Source organism: Ideonella sp. (genome assembly GCF_044358605.1).
Classification (GTDB): domain Bacteria; phylum Pseudomonadota; class Gammaproteobacteria; order Burkholderiales; family Burkholderiaceae_C; genus Ideonella.
This window is the reverse complement of sequence record NZ_JBIKNQ010000001.1, coordinates 1-17,550: the sequence shown is the minus strand read 5'-3', so window position 1 is coordinate 17,550 and position 17,550 is coordinate 1. Positions and strand designations below refer to the sequence as shown.

Sequence of the window (17,550 nt, the reverse complement as noted above, 5' to 3'; positions counted from 1 at the left end):
TAGGTCAGGCCAGCCAACGCTTTCTGCGCTTGTACGATTTCACGTCCTTGAACGACTTGCGCTCGCCGCCGCCCATGCCGAGGTAGAACTCTTTGACGTCTTCGTTGTTGCGCAGGTCTGAAGCCAGACCGTCCATGACGATGCGGCCGCTCTCCATGATGTAGCCGTAGTCGGCGTACTTCAGCGCCATATTGGTGTTCTGTTCGGCCAGCAGGAAGGTGACCTTCTCCTTCTGGTTCAGATCCTTCACGATCTCGAACACCTCTTCGACGATCTGCGGGGCCAGGCCCATCGACGGCTCGTCCAGCAGCATGACGCTGGGGTTGGTCATCAGCGCGCGGCCGATCGCGCACATCTGCTGCTCGCCGCCCGAGGTGTAGGCCGCCTGCGAGGTGCGGCGGGTCTTCAGGCGCGGGAAGTAGTTGTAGACCTTCTCCAGATTGCGCGCGATCTCCGCCTTGTCCTTGCGCGTGTAGGAGCCGGTCATCAGGTTTTCTTCAATGGTCAGGTGGGCGAAACAGTGGCGGCCTTCCATCACCTGCACCACCCCCCGGTTCACCAGATCGGCCGGCGTCAGGTTCTCGATGCGCTCACCGCGCAACTCGATGCTGCCCTTGGTGACCTCGCCGCGCTCGGCCTTGAGCAGGTTGGAGACGGCGCGCAGCGTGGTGGTTTTGCCCGCACCGTTGCCACCCAACACGGCCGCGATCTTGCCTTCCGGCACATTGAGCGAAACGCCCTTGAGCACCAGGATCACATGGTTGTAGATGACCTCGATGCCGTTGACGTTGAGAACGATGTTGGGAGTTGTCATGGTGTGTTCCTCGGGAGCCATTTGAAAGGCCGAGCGAGCCGACCTTTCGAATGGCGGCTGGCGAACCAGCCGCGATCACGGTTCAATCCATCCGCCGCGAACGAGGTGACGCCATCAAGGGGCACTGCGGAACCGGCTTTGCCGGGCCGCTGGTGTCGCCCCCTTGAGGAGGTCGCGCGAAGCGCAGCGGGGGTGGATCAAGACTGGCAGTCAGAAGGCGGGCGACGCGTCAGCTTCTTGTCGGTTGCGTACTTGTCGGCGGCGGCCTTCACCATGGGCTTGAGGATCTGCTCATCGCCTTGGTACCAGTCGCTGGAGAAGTTCCACTTGCTGCCATCCCAAGTGTGGATCCGGGCCCAGGCGGCGCCCATGTGGTCGTTGCAGCTGGTGGAGATGGGGCGCAGCACACCCTTGAAGCCCAGGGCGTCGAGTTTGGCCTGAGTCAGGTTCAGGTTTTCATAGCCCCAGCGGGCCTGTTCACCCGACATGACCTTGCCTTTGCCGTACCGCTCTTGCGCCTGGCGAACGCCTTCCACCGCGAACATCGCGCTGATCAGGCCGCGCATGTACAGCACCTCGCCCACTTCGTCCTTGGGTCCCGTGCCCTGGCCCTTGTCGTGCAGCTTGGCGATCACCTCTTTGGCGATGGCCGAGCCTTTCTCTGTGCCATGCTGCATGGTGATGGCGCTGTAGCCCTTCGCGCCTTCGCCGATGTCCTTAACGTCCGGCTCGGCACCTGCCCACCACACACCGTAGATCTTGTCGCGCGGGTAGCCTGTGGCCTGGGCTTCCTTGAGCAAGGTGGAGTTCATCACGCCCCAACCCCAGTTCAACACATAGTCAGGTCGGTCGCGGCGGATCTGCAGCCAAGTGGCCTTTTGCTCCACGCCGGGGTGGGTCACAGGCAGAAGACTGAGCTGGAAGCCGTGCATGGCAGCGCGCTCCTGCAGCAGCGGAATCGGCTCCTTGCCAAACGGGCTGTCGTGGTAGACCAGCGCGATCTTCTTGCCTTTCAGCTTGTCGTAGCCACCTTCTTTTTTGGCCAAGTGCTGTATCAAGACATCAGCGGCCACCCAGTAGGTGCCGGCCAGCGGGAAGTTCCACTTGAAGACCCCCCCGTCGGCGGACTCGCTGCGGCCATACCCGGCGGTGATCAGCGGGATTTTGTCGATGGGCGCCTTCTCGGTCAGTGCGAAGGTGATGCCGGTGGACAGCGGCTGGAACACGGTGGCGCCGCCGTTCTTGCCCTTGAGGCGTTCATAACACTCCACGCCCCGGTCGGTCGCGTAGCCGGTTTCGCACTCTTCGAACGACACCTTCACGCCATTGATGCCACCGCGCGCGTTCGTGAGCTTGAGGTAGTCGGCATAGCCGTTGGCGAAGGGCACGCCGTTGGGTGCATAGGCTCCGGTGCGGTACACCAGCAAGGGGAAGAACTGCTCTTTGGCCTGAGCCATGGCAGCCGTCGAGACCAGTGCACCCGAGAGGGCAACACAAGCCAGCGAAGCAGAGAGAACCAGGTTACGCACTTTCATCACTTGTCTCCTATAGGGAAGTCAACCACACACAAAACCACACTCAGCTAACACGGAAGCCACTGGAGCGCGACCCTTCGTCGGGGCGCAAAGCGGCGCAGGGGGTAGTCATCCTCAATGAGGGAAGGGCCACAGACGCAGTTTCTGTTTCGCAATGCTCCAGAGTTTGGCCAGACCGTGGGGTTCCACGATCAGAAACCACACGATCAAGGCACCGAAAATCATGAACTCGGTATGCGACACCGCAGCGGTGGAGATCGTCAGGCCGAACAGCGAGCCCGCCCAGGGAAGGAACTGGTTCAGAACAATGGGCAGGATCACGATGAAAGCGGCGCCGAAGAAGCTGCCCATGATGGAACCCATGCCACCGATGATCACCATGAACAACAACTGGAAGGAGCGGTCGATCGAGAACGCCGCTGGCTCCCAGGAGCTCAGGTGCACAAAGCCCCACAACGCGCCCGCCACACCGATGATGAAGGAGCTGACCGCAAAGGCCGACAGCTTGGCGTACATGGGGCGAATGCCGATGACCGATGCGGCCACATCCATGTCGCGGATGGCCATCCACTCGCGGCCAATGGCCGAGCGCACCAGGTTCTTGGCCAGCAGAGCAAAGACCACCAAGAAGGCCAGGCAGAACAGGTATTTCTCCAGCGGGGTGTTGATGGTCCAGCCCAGCACCGACAGGTTGGACACCGACACCGAACCCGAGGCGGTGTTGCCGGTGAACCAGCCGATGCGCAGGAAGGCCCAGTCACAGAAGAACTGCGCCGCCAGCGTGGCCACGGCGAGGTACAGGCCCTTGACCCGCAGGCTGGGAATGCCAAAGAACATGCCCACCAGCGTGGCAAAGAAGCCGCCCGAGAGCAGAGCCACGATCAGCGGCATGCCCTCGATGCGCACATAGGTGTTGTAGGCCATGTAGGCGCCCACCGCCATGAAGGCGCCTGAGCCCAACGAGATCTGCCCGCAGTAACCCACCAGGATGTTCACCCCGATGGCGGCCAGGGCCAGGATCAGGAACGGGATCAGGATGGCCCGGAACATGTACTCGTCGGCCAACATCGGCACGCCGACGCTGGCGAACGCGATCAGCGCGAGCAGGGCCCAGCGATCCTGTGCGATCGGGAAGATCTGCTGGTCGGCGCGGTAGGAGGTCTTGAACTGACCGTTTTCGCGATAGAACATTTGTAGTCCTCTAACAATCTTTTAGCTACGACACGCTTCGCTTAACTTCGCTTTGCGAAGTTAGTCTTCGCTGAAAGAACATTGATGTGGGTGTTTCACACCCGATCAATGATCTTTTCGCCGAACAAGCCTTGGGGTCTGAACAGCAGGAACACCAGCGCCAGCACATACGCAAACCAGATCTCGATACCGCCCCCCACATAGGGGCCAAGGTAGACCTCGGACAGCTTCTCACCGACGCCGATGATCAGGCCGCCGATGATGGCGCCAGGCACCGAAGTCAGGCCGCCCAGAATGATCACCGGCAGGGCGCGCAGGGCCACGGTGGTCAGCGAGAACTGCACCCCCAGCTTGGAGCCCCAGATGATCCCGGCCACCAGGGCGGTCAGACCAGCCACGAACCAAACGATGACCCAGATGCGGTTGAGCGGAATGCCGATGGACTGCGCCGCCTGGTGGTCATCGGCCACCGCGCGCAGGGCGCGGCCGGTACCTGTCTTCTGGAAAAACAGCGAGAGCACCATCACCAGCAGGGCCGCCACCATGGCGGCGTACACGTCTTCGAGGTTCAGCAACACGCCGCCCTCGAACACACCCTCAAACAGAAACACCGGATCCTTGGGCATGCCGACGTCGATCTTGTAGATGTCAGACCCGAAAATGGTCTGACCCAAGCCGTCGAGGAAGTAGGTGATGCCCAGCGTGGCCATGAGCAGCGTCACGCCCTCTTGGTTCACCAAGTGGCGCAGCACCAAGCGCTCGATCAGCCAGGCCAGCGCAAACATGCAGGCCGCCGCGATGATGAATGCGATCACGTTGCCCAGCAGCTTGCTCTCCAGCCCCAGCCATTCCGGGATCCATTGCGAGAAGCGGGCCATGGCCAGGGCCGCAAACAGCACCATTGCGCCCTGCGCGAAGTTGAACACGCCCGAGGCCTTGTAGATCAGCACAAAGCCAAGTGCCACCAGCGAATACAGCATGCCGGCCATCAGGCCGCCCATCAATGCTTCGATAAAGAAACCCATCTTGATGTCTCCGCGCTCAGTGGCTGGTACCGAGGTAGGCGCTGATGACCTCCTCGTTGTTACGCACCTCGTTGGGGGTGCCGTCGCCGATCTTCTTGCCGTAGTCCAGCACCACCACGCGATCGGAGATATCCATCACCACGCCCATATCGTGCTCAATCAGCACGATGGTGGTGCCGAACTCGTCGTTCACATCCAAGATGAAGCGGCTCATGTCCTGCTTCTCTTCCAGGTTCATGCCGGCCATGGGCTCATCCAGCAGCAACACCTGCGGCTCCATCGCAAGGGCGCGGCCCAGGTCTACGCGCTTTTGCAGGCCATAGGGCAAAGTGCCCACAGGGGTTTTTCGGTAGGCCTGGATCTCCAGGAAGTCGATGATGTGCTCCACGAAGGCGCGGTGCTCTTCTTCTTCCCTTTGTGCTGGGCCGATGCGAAGCGCCTGCATGAACAAGTTGCTCTTGATGCGCAGGTTGCGCCCGGTCATGATGTTGTCAATGACGCTCATGCCCTTGAACAAAGCCAGGTTCTGAAAGGTACGGGCGACGCCCATCTCAGCCACCTGGCGGGAGTTCATGTGGCTAAAGCTCTGCCCCCGAAAGGTGATCTTGCCGTCTTGAGGGGTGTACACGCCATTGATGCAATTCAGCATCGAGCTCTTGCCCGCCCCGTTGGGGCCGATGATGGCGCGGATCTCATGCTCGCGCACATTGAAGCTGATGTCGGTCAGCGCCTTGACACCACCGAAACGCAGGCTGATGTTCTCGACGTCGAGAATGACGTCACCGATTTTCTTGCTCATGTCAGGCCACCTTTTTGGTCTGAGCCGGGAATGTCTTGGCGTCCATGATCTTCAGAGTCGCCGACACGCTGCCGGTGCGGCCATCCTCAAACTTCACCGCCGTTTCAATGAACTGCTCGCTCTTACCGCCGTACATGGCGTCGACCAGCACCTGATATTTGTCGTTGATGAAGCCACGCTTGACCTTGCGGGTACGGGTCATCTCGCCGTCATCAGCATCCAGCTCTTTGTGCAGCACCAAGAAGCGGTGGATCTGCGTACCCGCCAACAGCTCATCGCGGGCCAAGTCGGCGTTGACTTGCTCCACACACTCCTTGATCAGCGACAGGATCTCAGGCTTGGCGGCCAAGTCGGTGTAGCCCGCATACGGCAGGTTGCGGCGCTCGGCCCAGTTGCCGGCCGCTTCAAAGTCGATGTTGATGAAAGCGCAAACCTTTTCGCGCTTGTCGCCAAAGGCCACCGCCTCTTTGATGTGCGGGAAGAACTTCAGCTTGTTTTCCACATACTTGGGCGCAAACATCGCGCCGTCATTCGCACCGCCGGCCAAGCGGCCCACGTCCTTGACGCGGTCAATGATCTTCAAGTGCCCTTCAGCGTCAATGAAGCCCGCGTCGCTGGTGTGATACCAGCCGTCGGCCGTCAGCACCTCGGCCGTAGCGGCGGGGTTCTTGTAATACTCCTTGAGCAAGCCCGGTGACTTGACCAGCACCTCACCGCTCTCTGAGAGCTTGATCTCCACGCCGTCGCAAGGCACACCGACGGTGTCGGCACGCGCTTCGTGGTCAGGCTGCAGGCAGACAAACACCGCCGTCTCGGTCGAGCCGTAGAGCTGCTTCAGGTTGATGCCAATCGAGCGGTAGAAGGTGAATAGGTCGGGGCCGATCGCCTCGCCCGCCGTGTAGGCCACTCGCACCCGACTCAGACCCAAGGTGTTGCGCAGCGGGCCATAGATAAAGAAGTTGCCCAAGGCATAGTTCAGCTTGTCCATCAAGCCCACTGGCTTGCCGTCCATCAGCGCGGGACCGACGCGCTTGGCCACGGCCATGAAGTGATGGAACAGCTTGCGCTTGATCGGGCTCGCGTCTTCCATGCGGATCATCACCGTCGTCAGCATGCCCTCAAAAATCCGGGGTGGCGCAAAGTAGTAGGTCGGGCCGATCTCTTTGAGGTCGATGTTCACCGTCGCTGCCGACTCGGGGCAGTTGACGATGTAGCCGCAAGCCAGCCACTGCGCATAGCTGAAGATGTTCTGGCCAATCCAGGCGGGTGGCAGATAAGCCAAGACCTCCTCGCTCTCGGTCAGCTTGTCAAAGTTCTTGCCGGCCACCGCACGGTCCAGCAATGAGCCGTGGGTATGCACCACGCCCTTGGGGTTGCCCGTGGTGCCGGAGGTGAAGAACATGGCGGCCACATCGGAAGGCTGACATTTAGCCACTTCGGCGTCGTAAAAGCCCGGGTGTGCGGCGTCATAGGCGCGGCCGGCCTCGATCAAAGCGTTGACCGCCTCCAGACCCGGTTCGTCGTACTTGCGCAGACCACGGTCGTCGTCAAACCAAATGCGGCTCAACGCCGGCACTTGCTCACGCACCTCCAGCATCTTGTCGACCTGCTCTTGGTCCTCAACCACCGCAAAGCTCACCTCGGCATTGGTGATAGGGAAGACGCAGTCGGCTGCAGGGGCATCTTGGTAAAGCGGCACCGGCACAGCACCCAGCGCCTGAGCGGCCAGCATGGCAGCCGATAAGCGGGGGCGGTTATCACCCACGACGACGATGTGATCGCCGCGCTTGAGCCCCGCGGCTGCCAGGCCGCAGGCCAAGGCCCGCACCTCTTGCGCCAACTCGCTCCAGGTCGTGGTTTGCCAGATGCCGTATTCCTTCTCACGCAAGGCAGCTCCCTGGGGGCGCTTGGCGGCATGGTCGAGCATCAATTGCACGAAGGTGGTCTGCACGGACAGGTTCTCCTGTGAGTCTGGCCCCGGGGGAGCCACGACGAAACGCTGTTCAATGCCTGCATCGTAGGCAGAAGTTTGACGCCATGTTGTCGGTTGGACGACAATTTAGGGGTCTGCCCGGAGCGGACTTTCCCGCCCCCTCCCGTTTTTAGGATGAGCGCCCGAATGAGCCCCGCCAGCGACACCCCCCGCGCCCTGCGAGACCGTGCACGACAGCCCAGCGCTGATGAGCTGAACAACATCCCGTGGTTGGCCGTGCTGGATGGTGCAGACCGCGACATGGCCCTGCGCAGCATTGCGATTGCCACGGCCGAAGTGGGCGACCTGATCTGCCGCATTGGCCGCCCGGCCACCTTTTGGTTCGGTGTGGTTGACGGCTTGCTCAAGATGAGTAACGACCAAAGTCAGGGACCCGCCATCACCTTTACCGGTGTACCCCCTGGCGCCTGGTTTGGCGAAGGCACCTTGCTCAAGCGTGAGCCCTATCGCTACAACATCGAAGCCTTGCGGCGCTCGGAAGTAGCGGGGCTGCCGGTGGACACTTTTCACGACCTACTGGGTCGCTCCATTCCCTTCAACCGCTTTGTGCTCAACCAGTTGAACGAACGTTTGGGTCAGTTCATCGCCGCCCGCGAGACCGATCGCCTGGGCGACCCCGACACCCGCGTGGCCCGCAATCTGGCCGCCCTCTTCCACCCCGTGCTCTACCCAGGGGTGGGGCAGATGCTGCGCATCACGCAGCAGGAGTTGGCTTACTTGGTGGGCCTGTCACGCCAGCGCGTGAACGAGGCTTTGAAGGTGCTGCAAGCCCGCGAGTTGATTCGCATCGAATACGGCGGATTGCGCGTGCTGGACTTGCAAGGGCTGCGGGGGTTTTCGGCGGGTCAGCCGGATTGAGCTTGCGAAGCACCGCACCGTTGCGGCAAGCTGGGTGACCGGCTCCGCTCATGTCCCCCGCCCAACCATTCGGTTGGGCTCCTCCTTTACTTCGCTTCGCCGGTCACCCACCCTGCCGCAATTTCACCGGTCTTGGCTGGTCGTGGCCCACAGGCAGCCGACGCATCGCCTTGAGGGAGATGGGGTGCTCTGCGTAGTGAAGTAAAGGAGGAACCCAAGGCCGCTGGCCTTGGCATGAGCGGAGCAGAGCCAGCCACCTCGAAGCACCGCGAAGACCTGTGCAGGCAAAAAAACGGCCCCTGTTCGGGGCCGCTCTGCGGTCAACGCGCAAGAAAAGCATCCATCAATGCTGCAGGATCTTGGACAAGAACTCTTTGGCACGCGGTGAGCGCTCGTCGGGCTTGCCGAAGAAATCGTCCTTCTTGCAGTCTTCGATGATCTTGCCGGCGTCCATGAAGATCACGCGGTTGGACACCTTGCGTGCAAAGCCCATTTCGTGGGTCACGCACATCATGGTCATGCCTTCATTGGCCAACTGCACCATCACGTCCAGCACTTCGCCCACCATCTCTGGGTCGAGGGCCGAGGTGGGCTCGTCGAACAGCATCACGATCGGGTCCATGCTCAGGGCACGGGCAATCGCCACACGCTGCTGCTGACCGCCCGAGAGCTGGCCTGGGAATTTGTCTTTGTGCGCCGTCAAGCCCACGCGCTCCAGCATCTTCAGGCCGCGGGTCTTGGCGTCGTCGGCGCTGCGGCCCAAGACCTTGATCTGCGCAAGCGTCAGGTTCTCGGTCACCGACAGGTGGGGGAACAATTCAAAGTGTTGGAACACCATGCCCACGCGGCTGCGCAGCTTGGGCAGGTCGGTCTTGGGGTCGGCAATTGACACGCCATCGACCACGATGTCGCCCTTTTGGAAAGGCTCCAGCGCGTTGACGGTTTTGATCAGCGTGGACTTGCCCGAGCCCGAAGGGCCGCACACCACCACCACCTCACCTTTTTGGATGTTGGTCGTGCAATCGGTCAGCACTTGAAAGCTGCCGTACCACTTGGAGATGTTCTTGATATCGATCATGGTGAGTGCTCCTTATCGAATGATCTGGATCTTCTTCTGCAGACGGCGCACCAGCATCGACAGCGAGAAGCAAATGACAAAGTAAACCACGGCCGCGACCACATAAGTCTCAACGGGGCGGTTGAAGTTCTTGCCCGCCACCTCAAAGCCCTTGAGCAGGTCATAGGCGCCGATGGCATAAACCAAGGAGGTGTCCTGGAACAAGATGATGGTTTGGGTCATCAAGACCGGCAGCATATTGCGGAACGCCTGCGGCAAAACCACCAGTTGCATGGTCTGGCGATAGGTCATGCCGGTGGCGTAGCCAGCCTGGACCTGCCCGCGCGACACGCTCTGAATGCCGGCCCGCATGATCTCCGAGAAGTAGGCCGCTTCAAACACCGTGAAGGTGATGACGGCGGACAACTCAGCCCCCATCGGGCGCCCCGTCAGCATGGGGATCAGCAGGAAGAACCACAAGATCACCATCACCAGCGGGATGGAGCGCAGCGTGTTGACATACGCTGCCGCCGGCACGGCCAACCATGCTTTGCCAGAGAGCCGCATGAGGGCCAGCACGGTGCCCAGCGCAATGCCGCCCAAGGTTGCCACAATGGTCAACTGGATCGAAAACCACAGACCCTTGAGGACGAAGCTCGACACCACGTCCCAGGTTAAGAATGCGAAATCAAATGTCATTTGGACGCTCCCGACGTGCCGGGGATGCGCACGCGGTTTTCAATGAACAGCGCGATCCGATTGACCAAAAAGGCCGAGGCAAAGTAGAGGCCGGTCACAGCCAGGTAGATCTCAATGCCCTTGGAAGTTTCTTCTTGGGCCTGCATCGCAAACTGGGTCAACTCGGCAATGCTCACCGCAAAGGCCACCGACGAGTTCTTGATGATGTTCATGCTCTCGCTGGTCAGCGGCGGGATCACCACCCGGAAGGCATTGGGCAGGATCACATAGCGGTAGGTTTGCGCCAAGGTCAGGCCCATGGCCAAGCCCGCATACCGCTGGCCCTTGGGCAAGCTCTGAATGCCCGCGCGCACCTGCTCAGCGATACGCGCTGACGTGAAAAAGCCCAAGCCCAGCACCACCAGCACAAAGCTGGGCACGCTCTTGAGCGACGGGATCAAGGCAGGTACCACGTGGTACCACAGAAAAATCTGCACCAATAACGGGACGTTGCGGAACAGCTCAGTCCATGCATCGCCCACAAACACCCACGCTTTGTTGGGGAGGGTGCGCAAAATGCCCATCATGGAGCCCACGAACAGCGCCACCACCAGGGCCAGCAAAGCCACGCTGAGCGTCCAGCCCCAGGCCGACATCAGCCAATCCAAATAAGTGATGGAGCCGCCGCTGCCGAAGCAGCGTTCAACAACCTCACCTTCAATGGTGTCCTTACAGAACACCTGCCAGTCGAAATCCGACACTCAAGTCTCCCAACTCAAAAAACGCGGCGCGGGCCGTTTGTCGCGGCACCGCGCCGTCAGCGCATGCACAGCCTGTGCCAGGGCTCACGCCCTGGGTCACGGCTGCTGTGCGGCTTACTTCTTGACGTAAGCCTCAGCCGGGTTGTCGTTGGGGTTGGCCAACGCGGCCTTGAGGTTGTCGCTCATGGGCAAGCCCACCTTGGCATTGGCCGGGGGGATGGGCTGCATCAGCCACTTGTCATAGAGCTTGCCAATGTCGCCCGACTTGATCATGGCCTTGATGCTGTTGTCCACGGCCGTCTTGAAGGCCGGGTCATCCTTGCGGATCATGATGGCGATGGGTTCCACCGACAGCACTTCGCCGACGATCTTGTAGTCAGCGGGGTTCTTAGACTTGGCGATCAAACCTGCCAGCAGGGAGCCGTCCATCACGAAGACATCTGCACGGCCCGACTCCAGCAGCAAGAAGCTGTCTGCGTGGTCTTTGCCGAACACTTCCTTGAAGTCCACACCGGTGGCGCGCTCGTTGCGGCGCAGAGTCTGCACGGAAGTGGTACCGGTGGTGGTGGCCACGCTGCGGCCGTTCAGGTCACCGATTTTGGTGATGCCGGAGTTGGCCTTCACCGCAATGCGCACTTCTTCCACAAAGGTGGTCACTGCGAAGGACACGTCCTTCTGACGGGTAGCGTTGTTGGTGGTGGAGCCGCACTCGATGTCCACCGTGCCGTTTTGCACCAGGGGGATACGGTTTTGCGAGGTGACGGGTTGGTACTTGACGCTCATGCTGCTCAAGCCCAATTGCTTGCGCACATCGGACAGCACCTTCTCGCAGATTTCAACGTGGTAGCCAGTGAACTTGCCATCACCCAAGGTGTATGACAGTGCGCCCGAGGACTCACGCACGCCCATAGTGACGCTGCCGCTGTCCTTGATCTTCTTCAGGGTATCCGCTTGGGCCGCGCCCACAGCCAACATCGCCACTGCTGCTACGGAGGCCAGCAAAGTCTTCTTCATAAAAACTCCTAGAAAGAAAAGGAAGGAACTCCAACAACGGAATTCTAGGGATAAGCGCAGACAAGACGGGCCGGTAAAACCCGTCCTGCGACGTGAACTCGCCGAGCTCGATGCACAAGCACACACGTTCGGCGCGGACTGTAGCGGGCAGGCCTATACACCGCAAATGCCGTTTGCCTGATGGCCTATGCATTATTTGCATAGCCTATGAGGGTCAACCCTAGGGTCTGGCTTCAGGCCCGGCTTTGCTGCAAAAAATCCCAGAGTTCTTGCACCGCCGGCTTGCCGTGGCGCGCCGATTCGGGGCGCTCGCGGTAGATGCGCACCTCCATGGTGATTTCATAGTCGCTGCTGCCTGCCGCCACCAGGCGCTTGGCGCGCAATTCTTTACGCACCGAGCTGGCGGGCAAAAAGGCCAGGCCGTGGCCTTCCAGGGCCATGGCCTTCAGGCCTTCGGCCATGTCGGTCTCATAGATCGGGTCCAGGTGCGGCGGCGTGGCGGCGTGCTTGATGATCTGCTCCACCAGCCGCGCCATATACGCCCCCGAGGCATAGCTCAGCAGCGGCACCGGCGCCCGCGGGCTGCCCGGCAGCCTGAACATGGGCTGGCCCGACGTATCGGCCTTGGTATAGGGCGCCAGCGTCTCTTGGCCCAGGGTCAGCATCTCGTAGCGGTCGGGCGAGAGCTGCAGCGGGTGCGTGGCATGGTGATAGGCAATCAGCAGGTCGCAGCCGCCTTCGGTCAGGCGCATCACGGCGTCGTGCACATTCAGTGCGATCAAGCGGGTTTTGACCTCGCCAAACTTTTGCCGCAGGTCCATCAGCCAATGCGGGAAGAAGGTGAAGGCCAGGGTGTGCGGCACCGCAAATTCGATCATGTCTTGCCCGCCCACCTGGTGGCTGCGCATCATGTTGCGGGTGGCCTGCAAGCTGCCCAGGATCTCCAGCGCCTGGGCGTGAAAGGTCTCACCGGCCGCCGTCAAGCGGGTGGGGTAAGACGAGCGATCCACCAAGTCGATGCCTGCCCAGGCCTCTAGCGCCTGGATGCGGCGTGAGAACGCCGGCTGGGTGACATGCCGCAACTGGGCCGACCGAGAAAAGCTCCGCGTCTCAGCCAGGCTCACAAAGTCTTCAAGCCATTTGGTATCCATTGCTCAGCGTCCTTCAACAGGGTGCGGGCCTGCGTCCTCGTCGGCAGCGCTGTTTTGCAGCTGCCACATGCGAGCATAGCGCCCGCCTTGGGCCAGCAGGCTGGCATGCGCTCCACGCTCCACGATCTCGCCGGCGTCCATCACCAAAATTTCATGCGCCTCCACCACGGTGGAAAGCCGGTGCGCGATCACCAGCGTGGTCTTGCCCACCGAGGCACTGCGCAGCTCGGCCTGAATGGCGCGCTCGTTGGCCGAGTCGAGTGCCGAGGTGGCTTCGTCAAAAATCAGAATGGGCGGGTTCTTCAACAGCGTGCGGGCTATCGCCACGCGCTGCTTTTCTCCGCCAGAGAGCTTCAACCCCCGCTCGCCCACCGTCGTGTCATAGCCCTTGGGCTGGGCGACGATGAAGGCGTGGATGCGCGCGGCCTGGGCCGCCGCCTCAATCTCGGCTTGGCTGGCCCCGGTGCGGCCGTAGCCAATGTTGTAGGCCACGCTGTCGTTGAATAGCACGGTGTCTTGCGGGACGATGCCAATGCTGCGCCGCAAGCTGTCTTGGGTGACGCTGCGAATGTCTTGCCCATCAATGCTGATGCGCCCGCCGCTCACGTCATAAAAGCGGTAGAGCAGGCGCGCCAGCGTGCTCTTGCCCGCACCACTGGCCCCCACCACGGCCACGGTCTTGCCGGCTGGCACCTCAAAGCTCAGGCCCTGCAAAATCGGCCGGGCCGGGTCGTAGGCAAAGCGCACGTCTTCAAAGCGCACGGTGCCGCCTTGCACCTGCAGCGCGGGGGCGCCGGGCTTATCGGCCACTTCGCGCTCGCGCTCCAGCAGGCCAAACATCTTGTCCAAGTCAGCCAGGCTTTGTTTGATCTCGCGGTAGAGCACGCCCAAGAAGTTCATGGGGATGTAGAGCTGGATCAACAGCGCGTTGATCATCACAAAATCGCCCAAGGTCAGCCGCCCTTCTGCGACGCCGCTGGTCGCGCGCCACAGCATGGCCAACAGGGAGGTGGCAATGATCAACTGCTGCCCCGTGTTGAGCAGCGACAGCGAGGTTTGCGACTGGATCTGCGCCTTGCGGTAGGCATCCAGCCCCTGGTCATAGCGCTGGGCTTCAAAGCCTTCGTTGTTGAAGTACTTGACCGTCTCGTAGTTCAGCAGCGCGTCAATGGCCCGGCTGTGCGCTTTCGAATCCAGCTCGTTCATGCGGCGCCTGAACTGCGTGCGCCACTCCGTCACCGTGATGGTGAAGGCCACATAGGCGGCCAGCGCCGCCAGCGTGATCCACACAAAACCCATGTCGTAAGCCACGCCCAAGAGCACCAGGGCCAACACCAGCTCCACCGCCGTGGGCACGATGGTGTAGAGCGAATAAGACACCAGCGACTGCAGCGCCCGCGTGCCGCGCTCGATGTCGCGCGTCATGCCGCCGGTTTGCCGCTCTAGATGAAAGCGCAGGCTCAGGCCATGCAGGTGCTGAAACACCTCCAGCGCGATCTGCCGCGCCGCACCATGCGTGGCCTTGGCAAACACCAACTCGCGCAGCTCGGTGAACACCGAGGTGCCCAGACGCAGCGCCGCATAAGCCACCAGCAAACCCGCTGGCACCACCAACAAAGCCTTGGGGTCGGTGGCCGGGATGCTGAGGCTGTCCACCAACTGCTTGAGCAGCAGCGGCACGCCCAGATTGGTGAGCTTGGCCGCCACCAAGAACGTCAGCGCTGCTGCCACCCGCCAGCGATAAGGCCACAGATAAGGCAGCAGCCGCTTCAGCGTGGCCGCATCCGAGCGGGGTTCAGGGCTGCTCTGGGCCTCTGCCGGTGTCTCGGCCGGGGCCGCACTCATTGGTCGCATCGTGAAAGAATCCTGCTCATTCATTCGGCGCAGTGCTTGCGCCTTCTCTCTTTTCAGGAAGCCGCCATGAGCCCCAACAGCCCCGACACACATCCCACTGCGGCCAGTGTGCCTCAAGCCGCCCCAGGCCCGCTGGCCCTGCCCACCGACCGCGAGCTGGTGCTGCGCGTGATGCCCATGCCGGCGGACGCCAACGGCAACGGCGACATCTTCGGCGGCTGGATCATGGCCCAGGTGGACTTGGCCGGCGCCGTGCTGCCCATGCGCATCAGCCGCGGCCGCGTGGCCACCGTGGCCGTCAACCAGTTCATCTTCAAGCAGGCCGTCTCGGTGGGCGACCTGCTCAGCTTCTATGCCAACGTCACGCGGGTGGGCAACACCTCCGTCTCGGTGCATGTGGAAGTCTTTGCCGAGCGCAACCCGGCTGACCCGCACATCGTCAAAGTCACCGACGCCGACCTGACCTACGTGGCCATTGACCGCGAGGGCAAGCCGCGGCCGGTGCCCAAAGCGGTAGGCTGATCCAGGAGCTGAAGTCCAACCTCACCGCCCCCCCAAGAGCGCCAAGACGGCGACCAACAAGGGCGTGACAATGAGGCCCGCGAGAGGCGCTGAATCAGCTCACTAAACGCCCTCAGGTGCGATTTCGATGCCCACTACGCCCAAACTTCACCGCTCCCAAGTTCCCAATCACCTCGTGACAATCAGGAAGACTTGGGCCCGCGAAGATTGGGTTTTTTGACTGCTTCGTTAGACGTTAGTGCGCCCGGCGCCATGCGGTTGCCAGACTCCATAGGGGACCGAAAAAGAACCACAGCACGATGCAGCCAAAGGCATGCCTTTGCCAGGCAAGCAATGGCTGAACTGCTTCGCTTCTGCCAATGAACTCTACAAGTGCTTCGACCAGCACCATCGTGATGAGACAGGCTGCTATGCACCGTCCCCACAGCTTGAAGTCGTAGCGGACAAGTTCCCACCCGCGCGACGGCGCCGTCGCCGGCGCTGTGCCTCCAGCGAACCTGTGGGCAAAGTGCGCGTCTGCCCACTTGACTGCCATGCCCCCAAAAGCGACGGTGAAGCCGATGTAGGCAGCAGCCAGGCCATGTGCAAACGTGGCTGTCGTGCCTCTGCGCAGATCCGTTGCTGTGAAGACCAGGAGCAGAAGATCTATCAGCGGCAGGCAGACCAAGAGCGCTCGACTCAGTTGTTCCTTCCGGGCCAGATAGCGGACTGCGAGTGCGCCAAGTAGGACGACCCAAAAGCCAACCTCACACGCGACGATGAGCGCGTAGAGCAAGTAGGACTCATTCAGCATGGTTGGCAACTCGTTTCTGACGCCTAATCGGGATAGAAGAAAGCCTCGCGGCCTTCCCCTCCCACACCACCGGACGCACGGGTCACGTATCCGGCGATTCGGGTTGTTGAATGCATGCTGCCATTATGCTCAGCACTGCGGCAATGCCGAAGTACGCTTTAGCTGCGCCGAGGTACGCTTTGGCTGCGCCAAGGTACGCTTTGGCTGCGCCAAGGTACGCTTTGGCTGCGCCAGGGTACGCTTTGGCTGCGCCGAAACTTCGTTTTCCAGCCAAGCAGGGTTTCTCTCAGCTCTTCGCTGATCGCCTCAAGGCGGTGGCATCTTGTGCGGCGGCTCAGCTCGCGCAGCTTGCCCTTGAGTTTGTCGATGGCCACTGCGGCCACCTTCAATCCCTTGGTGCAGCGGGTGAGCGTGAAGCCCATAAACTTGCGATTCCAGGGCCTGTCCACTGCGCTCTTTCTCGCATTCACTGTGATCCTCAGTGACTCTTCAATCAAGCGCGTCACGCTGTCTATCACGCGTTGCCCGGCTCGTTCTGACGACACCAAGATCTGGCAGTCGTCTGCGTGACCTGCTCCCCCCTTTCCCCGCGCTTCGATGCCTTCGGGCGTCCACACCCCAGCCTTGACGATGCGCCGGATCAGTGGCTCCACAGGAGCGCATCTGTCCGGGCTCAGCCTGATATTCGGTTTCTGTGCGTCGTCCCGCGATTTCGTCTTGGACTTTCTCCCCACCCCGCCTAGCGACGACGCAGTTGCCCTTTGACTAACCTTCGGCTCTGCTGATACAGGGTGCCAGGGCTTTCACCCAGCTGGATTCTTGCCATGCACAGCACACACGTTTGACATGGGCGGTGACCGACCGGCGCAGCCGGTTGGTCATCCGCTCGATGGAGGGGTTGCGCCACTCGCTTGGTCATGGCGTGACCTCATGCGTGGTGGATAGCGCCACCAGGCTGCAACCACGAGCAACCCAAAAGCTACGTAGACAGCTGTGAACACCCAGAACGGTGCCTCGTAGAAAAGAACTTGCTGAACCCAGTGTTCAATGAAGCTTGCTGTGTATGCAGACTCCCCTGCTCTTTCACGTAACCACGACTCCAAAACGGTGAGTGGACACAGCTTGCCAAGTAGGGACTGAACAACGACAACACCGATTGCAGCTAGGTGCGCGAGCCGAAACCACAGGCTATTAACCCACGCCCATGCTCGCAGGTTCCCGACGACGATTCCGATCAAGCCTCCGACGACGAACACCACGACGCCGAAATGCAGCAGAAGCACTGCATCCGCAAGGAGTTGGTAGGACCGCGGAATGTCCATATGCGGTGCCTAAGGAGGTTGTAAAAAACTGCCGCACCTACACCGTGCGGCCATTTCGAGGGGTACTTGAACCCTTGCTAGGACTCAGTTCGTGGCGAATACGCCGTTCTGAGGACTCGACTTTTCTGAGGCCTCATGATGAGGGACAGGTCAGAGGTTTTATACAGCCACAACGTTTGAATT

Annotated in this window: 17 protein-coding genes; 2 read left to right on the top strand and 15 right to left on the bottom strand. The window is 61.1% G+C overall.

Going from position 1 to position 17,550, the window contains the following annotated elements; translation table 11 throughout:
• Window positions 1–4: 4 nt before the first annotated feature.
• The 6 genes from ACIQ3Q_RS00085 to ACIQ3Q_RS00060 form a co-directional block, all read right to left on the bottom strand.
• Window positions 5–814, bottom strand: a complete 810-nt coding sequence (locus ACIQ3Q_RS00085) for an ABC transporter ATP-binding protein (protein WP_396266888.1) — start codon at window positions 812–814, stop codon at window positions 5–7.
• A gap of 197 nt (window positions 815–1,011) precedes the next feature.
• Window positions 1,012–2,349 (bottom strand): ABC transporter substrate-binding protein, encoded by a 1,338-nt coding sequence (locus tag ACIQ3Q_RS00080; RefSeq protein WP_396266887.1) that lies wholly within the window; start codon window positions 2,347–2,349, stop codon window positions 1,012–1,014.
• Window positions 2,350–2,463: 114 nt separating this feature from the next.
• Window positions 2,464–3,540 carry a branched-chain amino acid ABC transporter permease gene (locus tag ACIQ3Q_RS00075; protein ID WP_396266886.1) on the bottom strand — a complete coding sequence of 359 codons (1,077 nt, stop codon included), beginning with the start codon at window positions 3,538–3,540 and terminating at the stop codon, window positions 2,464–2,466.
• Window positions 3,541–3,635: 95 nt separating this feature from the next.
• On the bottom strand, window positions 3,636–4,565 hold the full coding sequence (locus ACIQ3Q_RS00070; protein WP_396266885.1) for a branched-chain amino acid ABC transporter permease: 930 nt from the start codon (window positions 4,563–4,565) through the stop codon (window positions 3,636–3,638).
• A 16-nt stretch (window positions 4,566–4,581) separates the two neighbouring features.
• Window positions 4,582–5,364, bottom strand: coding sequence for an ABC transporter ATP-binding protein (locus ACIQ3Q_RS00065; RefSeq protein ID WP_396266884.1), 783 nt, complete (start codon window positions 5,362–5,364; stop codon window positions 4,582–4,584).
• Between the two features lies 1 nt (window position 5,365).
• Window positions 5,366–7,315, bottom strand: coding sequence for an AMP-dependent synthetase/ligase (locus tag ACIQ3Q_RS00060; RefSeq protein ID WP_396266883.1), 1,950 nt, complete (start codon window positions 7,313–7,315; stop codon window positions 5,366–5,368).
• A gap of 168 nt (window positions 7,316–7,483) precedes the next feature.
• Here ACIQ3Q_RS00060 and ACIQ3Q_RS00055 point away from each other — a divergent pair, with 168 nt between their 5' ends.
• Window positions 7,484–8,215 carry a Crp/Fnr family transcriptional regulator gene (locus ACIQ3Q_RS00055; RefSeq protein ID WP_396266882.1) on the top strand — a complete coding sequence of 244 codons (732 nt, stop codon included), beginning with the start codon at window positions 7,484–7,486 and terminating at the stop codon, window positions 8,213–8,215.
• A 343-nt stretch (window positions 8,216–8,558) separates the two neighbouring features.
• On the opposite strand, the gene ACIQ3Q_RS00050 is transcribed toward ACIQ3Q_RS00055, so the two are convergent.
• The 6 genes from ACIQ3Q_RS00050 to ACIQ3Q_RS00025 form a co-directional block, all read right to left on the bottom strand.
• Window positions 8,559–9,293, bottom strand: coding sequence for an amino acid ABC transporter ATP-binding protein (locus ACIQ3Q_RS00050; protein ID WP_396266881.1), 735 nt, complete (start codon window positions 9,291–9,293; stop codon window positions 8,559–8,561).
• A 12-nt stretch (window positions 9,294–9,305) separates the two neighbouring features.
• Window positions 9,306–9,971, bottom strand: a complete 666-nt coding sequence (locus tag ACIQ3Q_RS00045) for an amino acid ABC transporter permease (protein WP_396266880.1) — start codon at window positions 9,969–9,971, stop codon at window positions 9,306–9,308.
• A complete protein-coding gene (locus ACIQ3Q_RS00040) occupies window positions 9,968–10,711 on the bottom strand; it encodes an amino acid ABC transporter permease (protein ID WP_396266879.1) in 744 nt (247 codons plus the stop codon). Before ACIQ3Q_RS00040 ends, ACIQ3Q_RS00045 begins: the two co-directional genes overlap by 4 nt.
• Window positions 10,712–10,825: 114 nt before the next feature.
• Window positions 10,826–11,725 carry an amino acid ABC transporter substrate-binding protein gene (locus ACIQ3Q_RS00035; protein WP_396266878.1) on the bottom strand — a complete coding sequence of 300 codons (900 nt, stop codon included), beginning with the start codon at window positions 11,723–11,725 and terminating at the stop codon, window positions 10,826–10,828.
• Window positions 11,726–11,958: 233 nt separating this feature from the next.
• Window positions 11,959–12,876 (bottom strand): LysR substrate-binding domain-containing protein, encoded by a 918-nt coding sequence (locus tag ACIQ3Q_RS00030; protein ID WP_396266877.1) that lies wholly within the window; start codon window positions 12,874–12,876, stop codon window positions 11,959–11,961.
• 3 nt (window positions 12,877–12,879) lie between these two features.
• Window positions 12,880–14,721 carry an ABCB family ABC transporter ATP-binding protein/permease gene (locus ACIQ3Q_RS00025; protein ID WP_396266876.1) on the bottom strand — a complete coding sequence of 614 codons (1,842 nt, stop codon included), beginning with the start codon at window positions 14,719–14,721 and terminating at the stop codon, window positions 12,880–12,882.
• Between the two features lie 75 nt (window positions 14,722–14,796).
• Between ACIQ3Q_RS00025 and ACIQ3Q_RS00020 the strand changes: the two genes are divergently transcribed.
• Window positions 14,797–15,252 (top strand): acyl-CoA thioesterase, encoded by a 456-nt coding sequence (locus ACIQ3Q_RS00020; protein ID WP_396266875.1) that lies wholly within the window; start codon window positions 14,797–14,799, stop codon window positions 15,250–15,252.
• 235 nt (window positions 15,253–15,487) lie between these two features.
• On the opposite strand, the gene ACIQ3Q_RS00015 is transcribed toward ACIQ3Q_RS00020, so the two are convergent.
• The 3 genes from ACIQ3Q_RS00015 to ACIQ3Q_RS00005 all read right to left on the bottom strand — a co-directional run bounded on the left by ACIQ3Q_RS00015 (window position 15,488) and on the right by ACIQ3Q_RS00005 (window position 17,367).
• Window positions 15,488–16,045, bottom strand: coding sequence for a hypothetical protein (locus ACIQ3Q_RS00015; protein ID WP_396266874.1), 558 nt, complete (start codon window positions 16,043–16,045; stop codon window positions 15,488–15,490).
• A 158-nt stretch (window positions 16,046–16,203) separates the two neighbouring features.
• Window positions 16,204–16,467 (bottom strand): hypothetical protein, encoded by a 264-nt coding sequence (locus ACIQ3Q_RS00010; protein ID WP_396266873.1) that lies wholly within the window; start codon window positions 16,465–16,467, stop codon window positions 16,204–16,206.
• Window positions 16,468–16,923: 456 nt separating this feature from the next.
• Window positions 16,924–17,367, bottom strand: a complete 444-nt coding sequence (locus ACIQ3Q_RS00005; RefSeq protein WP_396266872.1) for a DUF2784 domain-containing protein — start codon at window positions 17,365–17,367, stop codon at window positions 16,924–16,926.
• Window positions 17,368–17,550: the final 183 nt, after the last annotated feature.